General features: G+C 65.6%; 11 protein-coding genes. 3 read left to right on the top strand and 8 right to left on the bottom strand.

Annotation, left to right across the window (positions count from 1 at the left end; translation table 11 throughout):
- Positions 1–71: 71 nt before the first annotated feature.
- The 8 genes from C2U58_RS05785 to C2U58_RS05815 all read right to left on the bottom strand — a co-directional run bounded on the left by C2U58_RS05785 (position 72) and on the right by C2U58_RS05815 (position 9,532).
- Positions 72–2,120 (bottom strand): TonB-dependent receptor, encoded by a 2,049-nt coding sequence (locus C2U58_RS05785; protein WP_102944940.1) that lies wholly within the window; start codon positions 2,118–2,120, stop codon positions 72–74.
- Between the two features lie 167 nt (positions 2,121–2,287).
- Positions 2,288–3,811, bottom strand: coding sequence for an SDR family oxidoreductase (locus C2U58_RS05790; RefSeq protein ID WP_253256674.1), 1,524 nt, complete (start codon positions 3,809–3,811; stop codon positions 2,288–2,290).
- A 172-nt stretch (positions 3,812–3,983) separates the two neighbouring features.
- Complete coding sequence (locus C2U58_RS05795; protein WP_102944942.1) at positions 3,984–5,369, bottom strand: c-type cytochrome; 1,386 nt, start codon at positions 5,367–5,369, stop codon at positions 3,984–3,986.
- Between the two features lie 10 nt (positions 5,370–5,379).
- Positions 5,380–6,099, bottom strand: coding sequence for a GMC oxidoreductase (locus C2U58_RS20205; RefSeq protein WP_253256648.1), 720 nt, complete (start codon positions 6,097–6,099; stop codon positions 5,380–5,382).
- A 15-nt stretch (positions 6,100–6,114) separates the two neighbouring features.
- On the bottom strand, positions 6,115–7,155 hold the full coding sequence (locus C2U58_RS20210; protein WP_253256649.1) for a GMC family oxidoreductase: 1,041 nt from the start codon (positions 7,153–7,155) through the stop codon (positions 6,115–6,117).
- Positions 7,156–7,158: 3 nt separating this feature from the next.
- Positions 7,159–7,887, bottom strand: coding sequence for a gluconate 2-dehydrogenase subunit 3 family protein (locus C2U58_RS05805; protein WP_102944943.1), 729 nt, complete (start codon positions 7,885–7,887; stop codon positions 7,159–7,161).
- A 92-nt stretch (positions 7,888–7,979) separates the two neighbouring features.
- Positions 7,980–9,152, bottom strand: a complete 1,173-nt coding sequence (locus tag C2U58_RS05810) for a DUF3667 domain-containing protein (RefSeq protein WP_343125464.1) — start codon at positions 9,150–9,152, stop codon at positions 7,980–7,982.
- 50 nt (positions 9,153–9,202) lie between these two features.
- Entirely contained in the window at positions 9,203–9,532 is a 330-nt protein-coding gene (locus tag C2U58_RS05815) for a YegP family protein (RefSeq protein WP_102944945.1), read from the bottom strand.
- Positions 9,533–9,692: 160 nt separating this feature from the next.
- Between C2U58_RS05815 and C2U58_RS05820 the strand changes: the two genes are divergently transcribed.
- The 3 genes from C2U58_RS05820 (at position 9,693) to C2U58_RS05830 (ending at position 12,041) form a co-directional block, all read left to right on the top strand.
- Positions 9,693–10,400 (top strand): MarC family protein, encoded by a 708-nt coding sequence (locus tag C2U58_RS05820; RefSeq protein WP_146033414.1) that lies wholly within the window; start codon positions 9,693–9,695, stop codon positions 10,398–10,400.
- A gap of 70 nt (positions 10,401–10,470) precedes the next feature.
- Positions 10,471–11,235: a hypothetical protein gene (locus C2U58_RS05825; RefSeq protein WP_146033415.1), complete on the top strand. Its 765-nt coding sequence runs from the start codon at positions 10,471–10,473 to the stop codon at positions 11,233–11,235.
- A complete protein-coding gene (locus tag C2U58_RS05830) occupies positions 11,232–12,041 on the top strand; it encodes a hypothetical protein (RefSeq protein ID WP_172448079.1) in 810 nt (269 codons plus the stop codon). Before C2U58_RS05825 ends, C2U58_RS05830 begins: the two co-directional genes overlap by 4 nt.
- Positions 12,042–12,050 lie beyond the last annotated feature (9 nt).

Here is a 12,050-nt window from a genome sequence, read left to right on the forward strand (position 1 = left end):
TACCCGAACATCGCGAGGAGCCGGGCAGAGCCCGGCTCTACGGGTACCCCGGGTTCCCATCAACGCGAGCGTTAGAACCGCGCGGTTGCACCGACAAAGAACGTACGCGAGCCGGTGTCGTAGCTGTTGCCGTCGTCGATGGTGGAAACATCGCCTGCATTCAGCACGCCTGCACGCAACGTCAGGTGCTCGTTGACATCAAACCCGGTCACCAGGTCCCAGGTGGTGTACGCCTTGGCGAAGGTCGGGCTGGTGCTGGAGACCAGCTGCTCGCCCACGTGCTGCGCGCTCAGGTTCAACGACCACGCGTCGGTGACCTGCCAATCCAGCGAGGTATTGGCAGTCAGCTTCGGCACCACCAGCAGGTTTGCGCCGGTGGTGCGGTTCTTCGATTCCAGCATGCGGGTGGCATTGGTGGTCCAGCTCAAACGCTCATGCAGCGGAATCGTGACGCTGGCTTCCACGCCACGCGTGCGCGCCTTCTGGATGTTCTGCGCCACCGTCCACCAGAAGCCGTTGACGAAGCTGGAGTCGAACCCGGCGATGTCACGCAGCGGCACCTGTTCGATCTTGTCGTCGAAGTCGGTCAGGAAGTAGGTGGCCGAGGCCGACCAGCCGCTACGGTCGAAACCAACGCCCAGCTCGTAGTTGGTGCTGGTTTCCGGTTCCAGGTTCGGGTTGCCGGCCATGTAGCAGCCGGTGGTGCCGTCGGCGCTGACGGAACGGTTGGTCCAGCCTTCCACGGTCAGGCTGCGGCAGCCGTTGCCGCCGGACTGGGTGGCCGCACCGGCGCTGCCCTGCTTGAGGTTGGGGGCGCGGAAGCCCTGCGACACGCCACCCCGCACCGTCCAGGCGTCGGACGGGTGCCACACCCCGTAGATGCGCGGACTCAGGTTGTCGTCGTAGTTCTCGGTGTTGTCCCAGCGCAGGCCCAGGGTCAGGGTGAAGCGCTCATGGAGGGTGATGTGGTCTTCGGCGAACAACGCCCAGGAGTCGGCCTCATTGGTCGGGCTGATCCGACCGGTGCCGCTCCAGGTCACCGGTACGGTGCCGATGGTGTCAGTGTTCTGCAGCTCTTCGCGCTTCCACTGGCCGCCCACGTTCAAGCTGTGCTCGAAGCCCCAGTGGAAACCGGTGGCGAAGGCCGTGTCGAACACGGTTTCCTTGGAGTGGTTGCCCACCGCGCTGCCCTTGTCCTCGTAATCGTTCTGGGTCAGCGTGGTCTTGGAGGTGCTGGTGTCGCCGTAACGGCCGTCGTGGGTCACCACGTAACCGGTGTGCACCAGCTTGGACAGGCCCCATGCGTTTACATTGCCGGCGCCACTGTTGCGCTGCACGCCGTGCGAGGCTTCAAAGCCGAGGGTGTGGTCGCCGTTGATCGCCCAGTTGAGCAGGGCGTTGGCGTTCTCCGCCTTGTTGCCCGGGGTCTGGCTGCGGCCACGGTCGGATTCGCGGTCGGTGACGTTGGCGCCCACGCGCAGCCCCAGGTTTTCAGTCAGCGGGCCACTGAACAATCCGCCCATCTGGGTGGTGTTGCCGCGCGTCTTCGCATCGGGCTTGCTGTAGTTGTAGGTAACCGAGCCACCCCATTCGGTGCCGATCTTGCGGGTGATGATGTTGATCACCCCGCCCATGGCGTCGGAGCCGTACAGCGACGACATCGGGCCGCGCACCACTTCGATGCGCTCGATCATGTCCGGCGACAGCCAGTTGAGGTCCTGCGGGCCCAGGTCGTCGCGGTAGTTCACGCCGGCCGAATTGCCCTGGCGGCGACCATCAATGAGGATCAGGGTGTACTGCTCGGGCAGGCCGCGCAGGCGGATCTTCGATTGCGCGCCGGAGAGCGCATAGCCACCGGTCACGCCGGGTACGGTGCTGAGCAGCTGGCCGATGCTGCTGACCGGCTTGCGCTCGATTTCCTGGCGGGTGATGACGCTGATGCTGGCGGGCGCGTCGCGGATCCACTGCTGGGCGCCGGTGGCGGTGACCACGACGGTGTCGAGGTCCCTGGTGTCGGCAGCGGCTTCGCCGTTGGCGTGGGCCTGCGAGGACAGGGCAAGGGCGATGGCGGCAGTGAGTGCGGCCAGGGAATGGGCAAGCGTGGGGGATGAAACGTGCATCGAGAGCAAACTCCTGGGTTAAAGGGTCCGCTGGCGATGGCTGGGACGTCCGTGTACGGTGTTTATGAAAACGTTAACAATCGTATCACGAACCATTCGCATTTGACACATTGCGACAGGTTGCCACGGGCCGTGTGGCCGGGCATGGCCCGACCACACGCGCGGCATTACCAGTCGGTAGGCACGTAATCCTTCAGGAACTGTCCCCACGCGTGCTCGCCGGTATTGAAGCCATGGATGATCGGATCGACGATGCGCGCCGCGCCGTCCACGATATCCAGCGGCGGGTGGAAGCGCTCTTCCTCCACCTTGCGCTTGGCGATTTCCGCCACGTCTTCGTCGGTCACCCAGCCGGTGTCCACGCTATTCATGTGGATGCCGTCGCCGTGGTAATCGGCGGCGGAGGTGCGCGTCATCATGTTCAGCGCGGCCTTGGCCATGTTGGTGTGCGGGTGCCGGGTGGTCTTGAAGTTGCGGTAGAACTGCCCCTCCATCGCCGACACGTTGACGATGTGCTTGTCGTGCTCGGGCGAGCGCAGCATCAGTGGCTTCAGGCGCGCATTGATGATGAAGGGTGCAACGGCGTTGACCAGCTGGGTTTCCAGCAGCTCCACCGACGACACTTCGTCCAGCTGCAGGCGCCACGAATTGCGACCGCGCAGGTCGACCTGCTGCAGGTCCTTGTCCAGCTGCCCTTCCGGGAACAGATGCTGCTGGCCCAGCAGTTCGTCGGCCAGCAACGGTACCTGCGAAAGCTCGGCGGCGCGGGTCAGGCCATCGGCGCCCAGCAGGGCGGCGTCCTTTACTGCGAGTGCGGACGCTTCCGCGCCCAGCGCCAGCATTTCCGAGCTGCGCAGGCCTTCGTACTGGCCGACCAGCTTGCGGATGGTTTCCGGCAGGTCCTGGGTCGCTACGGTTTCACCGGCCATCATGTGCGCGTAGAACTGCGGCGGGCGGCGCACGGTCTGGCAGGCGTTGTTGATGATGAAGTCCAGGCGCGTGCGGGTGGCCAGCAGCTCCGTGCAGAACGCTTCCACGCTGGGCGTGTGGCGCAGGTCGAGGCCGTATACCTGCAGGCGGTGGCCCCATTCGGCGAAGTCCGGCTCTTCCGCATAGCGGGCGGCCGAATCGCGCGGGAAACGGGTGGTGACGATCAGCTCGGCACCGGCACGCAGCAGCTTCAGGCCGGCCTGGTAGCCGATCTTGACCCGGCCGCCGGTCAGCAGCGCAACACGGCCGCGCAGGTCGGCGGTTTCGGTGCGCTTGATGAAGTTCACGTCGCCACAGCTGACGCACATCTGGTCGTAGAAGTGGTGCAGCTGGGTGTACTTCTGCTTGCACACATAGCAGTGGCGCGCTTCGGACGCGTGAACTTCTTCCGGTGCATCCGCCGCGTTCTCACCGTTGTGCGGGTCGTGCAGGCCGGCGGCGTGCGGCGGGAAGTAGTTCGGGGTGGTGAACACCGGCTTGCGGCGCAGGGTGCGGATGCCGGTGTTGTCCAGCTTGGCTTCCTCCTTGCGGATGCTCTCTTCGCGCAGGCGCACCTTGGCCTGCTGCTTGAGCTTGGCGCGGCGTTCCTTCGGTTCCGGGTGGTACACCTGGGCCACCACCTGGTGGAAGCGCTGGCGCTCGTCTACCGGCAACACATCCAGCAGGGTGCGGTCGACGTCGATGGCGGCGAGAAGCTCCATCGCAGCACGGATGCGGTCATCAAGGGGCGACTCGTCCTGGGGCAGGGCGTCGGCGGGGGAAGAAGCGATAGCGTTCACGTTGGATCCGGGAGAGAGCGGCAGGCGGGCGTACAGCGGGCCGCTATTCTCCCTGATCCGGGGCATTCATGCAGGCGGGGCCTGAACCACCCCGTCAGCCGGCGTCTTCGCCGTCCCGGGCCGTGGTCGGGTCGTGCGCATCCTTGGCCGCCCGGGCCTCGTCCTGCAGGTGCCTGCGCACCTTGGCCGCCTGGTCCGGGGTGACCGCCCCTGCCTGGTTGCCGAAGTCCTGGCGGATGAAGGTCGCCAGCTGGGCGATCTCCTTGTCCGACAAGCGTTCGGCGAAGCCGGGCATGCCCAGGTTGGACGGGCGCTGGATGGTGGAGGGCAACGAGCTGCCGGCCAGAAGGAGGCGGATCACCGAGGTCGGGTCGTCGGCCAGCACGGTCGGGTTGCCGGCGATGGACGGGAACACATTCGTGTAGCCCTTGGCATCGGTACGGTGGCAGGCCGCGCAGTTGTCCACGAACAGTTCCGCGCCGCGGCTGTCGTTGACGCCGGCCTGCAGCTTGCGCGCGGTGGCGTCGCTCGCGGTGTATCGGGACGGGTCATGGCCGCTGGCGGGCAGCTGCTTCAGGTACACGGCAATCGCCTGCAGGTCTTCGTCGGTGAGCTTCTGGGTGCTGTGGGTGACCACGTCGGCCATCGGCGTTCCCACCACGGCGCTGTGCGCGTTGCGGGCGGTGCGCAGGGTGTCGACGATGTCCTGGGTGGACCAGCGCCCCAGCCCGTCGGCGTCGTTGCCGCGCAGGTTCACCGCGTTCCAGCCGTCGATCACCTGGCCGCCGGAGAGATAGGCGGCGCCGCTTTCATCCAGTGCCTTCTCCTGCAGCGTGAAGCCGCGTGGCGTGTGGCAACTGCCGCAGTGGCCCAGGCCCTGGACCAGATAGGCGCCACGCGCGAGCTGGGGGTCGCTGTAGCGGTTGGGATCGAACGCCACCGCATCGGCGTCGGGTGCGAAGGTCTTGCGCCATATCGCCAGCGGCCAGCGCATCGACAGCGGCCAGGTGATGTCTGTTGCACGGTTGGCTTCATGCACCGGCGCGATATCCCCGTGCAGGAAGTAAGCGTGCAGGGCGCGCACGTCGTCGTCGCTGACCCGGGCATAGGAGGGATAGGGCATGGCCGGATACAGCGTGCGACCATCAGCCGCGATACCGTGGCGGAGCGCGCGGTCGAAGTCGTCCAGCGAGTACGCGCCGATGCCGGTTTCCTTGTCCGGGGTGATGTTGGTGCTGTAGATGTTGCCCAGCGGCGAGGCCACCGGCAGGCCGCCGGCGAACGGCTTGCCGCCCGGCCGGGTGTGGCAGGCGGTGCAGTCGCCGGCATCGGCCAGATACCGCCCGCGCTCGATCAGGGCCGCATCGGCAGCCGGCCCTTCGGCCAGGACGCGGGTCTTGGTTGGAATGAAGGCATAGGCCAACGCGGCGAGCGGTACCACCAGGCCGATCACCACGATCCAGAGCAGGAGCTTCTTCATGTGCGCCTCCTCAGGCTTGGACCATCGGGCCCGGGTCGGGCAGGTACTTTTCGCGGATGGCGGTGGCCGCCCAGTACGCCAGCCCGCCAACCAGCCCGGTGGGGTTGTAGCCGTTGTTCTGCGGGAAGGCGTTGGCGCCGATCACGAATACATTCGGAACATCCCAGCTCTGCAGGTAGCGGTTGAGCGCGGACGTCTTCGGGTCCGCCCCCATGATCGCGCCACCACAGGTATGCGTGCTCTGGTACTTGGTGATGTTGTAGTGCTCGCCGTTCTTCTTCGCATCGCCGCTCATCGACAGCGGGTTGAGCGTACGGCTCATCTGCATGGCTTGGTCGACGAAGAACTGCGAGGCCTTGATCTCGTTCGGGTGCCAGTCGAAGGTCATGCGCAGCAGCGGCCGCCCGAAGGAATCCTTGTAGTTCGGATCCAGGCTCAGGTAGTGCTGGCGGTAGGACATGCAGGCGCCCTGGACTTCGTAATAGAAGTTGTGGCGGAAGTTGTCCGCCGCCGCCTTCTTCCAGGCGGCGCCCCAGTTCGGTGTGCCGGAGGGCACATTGATGCCCCGCACCGGGCCAGCGCCAGGCTGGCGCGCCCAGACCAGACCACCGCCGACGAAGCCAGCCTTGGCGTTGTCCAGCTGGTTGCCGTTGAGGTCGTCCATGGTGGTGCCGGCGCCGCCGATGCCGATGAAGCCGTTGGCCTGCACGTCCTTGTCGAAGAACAGCACTACGCGGTTGAGGTTCTAGTACGAATAATTGCGGCCGATGGTGCCGGTGTTGGTGACCGGGTCGTAGGCCTCGCCGATGCCGGAGACCAGCATCAGGTGCACGTTGTAGAGCTGGAACGCGCACAGGAGGACCATGTCGGCCGGCTGTTCCACCTCGCGGCCCTGCGCGTCCAGGTAGGTCACGCCGGTAGCCTTGGTCTTGCTGCTGTCCAGGTTGACCCGCAGCACCTGCGAATGCGTGCGCAGTTCGAACTTCGGGCGCTGGCGCAGGACCGGCAGGATGCAGGCATTCGGGCTGGCCTTGGAGTAGTTCAGGCAGCCGTAGTCGCTGCAGAAGCCGCAGGCGTTGCACGGGCCGAGCTGGCAGCCGTAGGGATTCACATAGGGACCGGACGCATTCGAGGCCGGAATAGGGTAGGGGTGCCAGCCCATTTCCTTGGCGGCCTTGTAGAACAGCTCGCCGCCCAGGTAGTTCGGGTTGGGCCCCAACGGATACTCGCGCGAGCGCGACCCTTCAAACGGATTGCCGCCCGGCTGCACGGCGCCCTGGATGACACCGGCTTTGCCGGAGGTGCCGCAGACACGCTCGAACATGTCCAGGTGCGGTTCAAGTTCGGCATAGGTGACCGGGAAATCCTGGATGGTCATGTCGTCGGGGATGAAGGCCTTGCCATAACGCTGTTCCACGTTGGAACGCAGCACCAGGTCTTCCGGCAGCGGACGGAAATGCGCGCCGCTCCAGTGGCTTCCCGCGCCGCCCACGCCAGTGCCGGGCTTGAACGAGCCCATCTGCCGGTACGGCACGGCGGTGTCAGCGATGGAATGCCTTACCGTCACGGTTTCCTGGTTGAGGCTCTGCAGGTAACGGCGGTGCACCGAGCCTTCGAGCTCGTCGACCACCTTCGGGTAGGCGAAATCGGGCTGGGTATCGCGGTCGCCGCCGCGCTCCAGCGCCACCACGTGCAGGCCGGCGTCAGTGAGTTCCTTGGCCAGGATCGCCCCGGTCCAGCCCATGCCGACGATGACAGCATCTACTTTCGGTTTCGTGATCGCCATCGTTCAGCCCCTCCGCCCAGCCAGGTCGACCGGCGGCAGGGGATAGGCCTTTTCACGCACGCCGATCCAGTCGATGTAGTCCGCGCGCATGCCGGGATAGCCGATCATCTTCCACGCGGCCATGCCCTTGTTGGCACCGTACTTGGGGTCGGCGAAGTAGCCGTTCTTGACTTCACCCAACAGGTTGGAGAAGAACAGCTTGCTGGAAATGGCGTCCAGCTCGAGCTTGCCGCCCTCGGCCGCCTTGAGCAGGGTTTCCTGCTGCGCATGGTCCAGCTGGGCGAAGGTCTTGCCGTCGAATGCGCTGCGACAGTGGGCATCGAAGGCATCGATGCCGACCTTGATGATGTCGCGCAGGGCCAGCTTGCCCTGGTAGCCGAACTCGCTGGGGGCTTCCAGGAAGGGGCCCTGCATATACCAGATGGCGCCGGCGGCGTAGGGCGTCTGCATGTGGCGGTCGAGGAACTCCGGCACACCGGACTCCACCGCACCTGGGCCGGTCTCGTCCGACGGGATCAAGCGGTCGCAGGCCGCCGTGATGAACGCCCATTCGGCCGCGTTGAAGAATTCCGGGGTGTAGTCCTTGGCTGGCGCGGCGTCAGCCGGGCCGGTCTCTGTCGGGGTGCCGGGAGCGCAACCGGGGAGGGCGGCGGCAACAGGTAGCAGGGTAAGACCCTGGAAAAAGCGGCGACGGGTCAACGTCGGCCGACTCTGGTCTGCCTCGTCTTTCATGGGGTGGCTACCTGTGGGGGTGGCTGGATGAAAGAAACGAGTCTAACGGCCGCTACGCGATGAAAATGTGCATCACTTGGCCTTGCACCGACCTACACGCGAGCCAGGCTTGCGATGGCGAGGATCGCCGTCGCGGCCGTCACCAGGGTGAAATACAACCACCCCAGCGCCATGAACTTGATCGATGTCACCAGCCAGGACTGGCCATACACACGACGCTGCATGATCAGCAGATAGAGCGGCATCCAGACCAGGAGCAAGGTCACCGCAATGCCGATCAGGCTGCCAACGACTGGAACGTCGGGCACCTGGCCGGCGAGCAGGGTCAACAGCAGGATGCCCAGCAGGGCCACGCACAGGAAGGCGTGGCTGTACAGCGCCACCACCAGATGCTCCAGGTACAGACGGCCGCTCCGGAAGTAGAAGATCTTCAGCAACAGTGCGAACAGTGGCACCAGCACGAACAACGCCGACGGTACCGATGCGAAGAAGGCATTCACCAGCAGCTGCGGCCGCTCATTGATGCGCGGCAGGTTGAGGCGGATGATCTCGGCCTGGCCGGTGAGCCAGCGGTTGGCGAACCCCGGAAGAAAGTCGATATCAACGGGGGTGTACGCCTTGGGCGCAGCCGGGGCAGTGCCCGGTGACGCGGCGGGCGTCGCGGGAGGCGTCGTGGCAGCCGTAGAGCCGGGCAACCCGGCCAGTTCCTTGTTGCGCTGGGCGGCCTGCTTGTCGATCTTGGCAATGGCCCGGTCCATGGTGAAGCGCATCGGCTCGGGCAGGGTCCTGCGTGCGGTTTCGAGCGGTTTGATGTGCGCCAGGCGCGCCTTTTCCACCTCTTCGATGGTGCGTGCGTCCTTGAACGCAGTGGCCACCTCCGGTGGGGCAGGCGTCTGGTCGATGAAGGTGCCGGCGTCGACGTGGACCACCAGCCGTGCCACGAAGAAGGTCAGCACCGCCACGACCACGAACAGCCGGATCGGCGGGATGTAGCGGGTGCGGTGGCCGGCCAGGTAGTCCATTGCAAGACGCCCGGGCCGCAACAGCTGCTGGAGGGTACGGAAAATTCGTCCATCCAGGTGCCAGAATGATTCGAAAACCTCTTCGATCGCGTGCCCGAAACTGCGCACCGGGCTGTGCGCCGATTGACCGCAGTGGTGGCAGAAATCCCCTTGCAGGGCGGTGGCGCAGTTCTCGCAGGCATCAAGGTGGGACGCAGTCGAATGCATCGGTGCCGGGGCCCGGGCAGGGAAGGCGCTTAACATAGCCGGGCGTCCATTGCGGTGCCAGTGCCTGCCCGGGCCCGTCGGCGAGATCAGCTCTGGTCGTCGATCGGCGCCCCGGGACCGTTGGTCATCACCGACTGGATGCCGATCTCGCGGGCGCCTGGGGAGGTGTAGGTCTCGCTGGTGCCGATGGGTTCGCCATTGGCGGCGACCAGGTTGAACATCGGCTGCCCGTTCGCGGCCGCCTTGCGCTGGTAGCGGTCGTCATAGGGGGCATTCGCACGCACCGCGGCGATGCCGGAAAGTGCATTCTGCCGGGTGGTGTACCGTTCGCTCTGCAGGATGACTTCGTTGTTGCCTGCCTTCAGTACGAAATGGAATTGCGAGCCGGCGTGGGTGAGGACATAGCGGGCGGCCACGGAATCTCCTTGCGTCGTGCCGTAGATGGCGTGTGGAATGTCCGGCTGGCAGGCGGGGTCTGTCTATCCTGTAACCGACCAGGTGAGGGACGTTGACTGCTGAACGGGCAGTGCATTCTTCACTGGTCTTGAACAAGTAGAAGTACTGACGCGCGCGGATGTGCGTATCCGCGATGCTGGCGACGAACCTTCATTTCACCAGGGGTCGTGCCCGATGTCCCTTGTCATGGCTGCTGCCGCGGTTGCCGCGCCCCCGCCCACGTACGTCCTTGCATTGGCGGACATCTTCCTGCTGTTCTTCATCATGATCGGTCCGATCAAGGCCCTGGGCGCCTACGCCACGGCCGCCCACGGGATGGAACCCAGGCAATGGACCGCCACGGCCTGGAAAGTGTTCGGCGTTGCCCTGGTCACCACGCTGGTGGCCGGCGGCGTGGGGGGGATCATGCTGAACAAGTGGCACATTGCCCCCGCCGTCCTGCAGCTGGCCGGCGGGCTGGTGTTCCTGCTGGTAGCGCTGCAGATGGTGTTGGCCCAGTACGCCACGCCGGCTCCGCCCGGCGGCACCGCAGCACCGCCACCCCCCGCGGGCAGACTCGCGTTCCCGGTCACGATTCCTGCCTACGGCATTGCGGCGCTCATCGTACTGGTCGCACTGAGTGGGTCTGCCGATCGCTATCTCTGGATCATGGGGCTGGCGATCCTGGTGCTGGTCCTGGACCTGGTCACGATGCTCTTCATCCGCTCGATCATGAAAACGGTGGGGCAGCTGCCGCTGCAGATCCTTTCCGCAGTGCTGGGAATGTTGCAGGTGGCGCTGGCGCTGCAGCTCATTACCGGCGCCATCCGCACCATCATCCATACCTAGGTCGGCGCACATGGCACTACAGGGCAGTTTTCCCTACCTTCCGCTTTGGCTGATCACGCTCCTTCTTTTCGTGTCGCTGTTGCTTGCGCGCGAGCTGGGTGCCTGGTTGCGCACGCGTCGGCGGCGCACCGCCGGGAACGTCGATGGGAGCTCCGGCGACGGCGATGGGGTCGCGTTCTCGACGACCACCGTGCTCGGCCTGCTTGCGCTGCTGATTGGCTTCACCTTTTCCCTCGCGCTGGGCCGCTACGACGAACGTCGCACCCTGGTGCTCAAGGAGGCCAATGCACTGGGTACGACCTGGCTGCGAGCGGACCTGCTGGATCCGCGGGATGCCAACCGCGTTCGCGACATCCTGCGTCGGTACATCGACGCGCGGGTGGACTTCGCCAACGCAAAGAGCGCCCGCACCGAGGTGGACCAGTTTGCGCGCACCGTGTCGATCCAGAACGAGTTGTGGGCAGCCGTGGTGGCTGCGGTGCAGCCGTTCCGGGACACGCCGCGCGCTTCCCTGCTGATCTCCACGACCAACGAGTCCATCGACCTGTCCGCCGAGCGCTTCGCAGCGCGCCAGGACCACATTCCGCACCGCATCCTGCGCATGCTGTTCGTGTTTTCCCTGCTGTCGGCGGGGCTGCTGGGCTTTGAGCGCGCGCAGAAGCGCAGCACCACGACCTTGCTGCTGCTGCTTTTTTCGCTGGCGGTAGGGCTTGTGCTGGACCTGGACCTGCCCAGTACCGGCGCGGTGAACGTGCCGCAGGACCCGATGCTGGACCTGCAGCGCTCGGTCAATCTGCCGGTGGTTCCGGCCGGGCCAGGGGAGAGTGGGTCATGAACACGCGCGTGTGTGCAGGCGTCCTTCGCTGCGCGCTCCCTGCGCTGGTCATTGCCGCCGCCCAGGCAGGCCAAGCCCGCGCGGCCGATGCCGACGAACTGGCGAAAAAGCTCTCCAACCCGGTAGCCGCACTGATCAGCGTGCCCCTCCAGTTCAACCATGACGACGGCTATGCCAACGGTGGCCGCCGCACCACCCTGAACATCCAGCCGGTGGCACCGTTCTCGCTGTCCACCGACTGGAATGTGATATCGCGGACCATCCTGCCGGTGGCCTATCAGAAGGACGTGATCCTGGGTACCGACCAGGCCGGGATCGGCGACATCACCCAGAGTTTCTTCTTCTCGCCCAAAGAGACCGGTTCGTCGGGGGTGGTCTGGGGCATCGGTCCGGCGATCCTGGTCCCCACCGGCACCGACGACCTCGGCGCGGACACCTGGGGCGCCGGCCCGACTGTTGTGTTGCTGAAGCAGGACGCGGGCTGGACCTATGGCGCGCTGATGAACCACATCGCCGATGTGGCCGGCACCGGCTCGCGCCGCCAGGACATCAGCTCCACCTTCCTGCAGCCGTTCCTGTCGCGGGCGTACAGCGGCGGGCGCACCCTCGCGTTCAACATCGAATCCACCTACGACTGGAAAGCGAGCCAATGGACGGTGCCGCTCAATATCAGCTATTCGAAGGTTACCCGGCTGGGGAGCCAGATGATCAGCTACCAGGCCGGCGTGCGTGCGTATCTCGACGCTCCCGATGGCGGACCGGATTGGGGTGTCCGCTTCGTGGTCACGCTGCTCTATCCGAAGTAATACAAGGAG

It is taken from the genome of Stenotrophomonas sp. VV52, from assembly GCF_002893095.1.
GTDB lineage: Bacteria > Pseudomonadota > Gammaproteobacteria > Xanthomonadales > Xanthomonadaceae > Stenotrophomonas > Stenotrophomonas aracearum.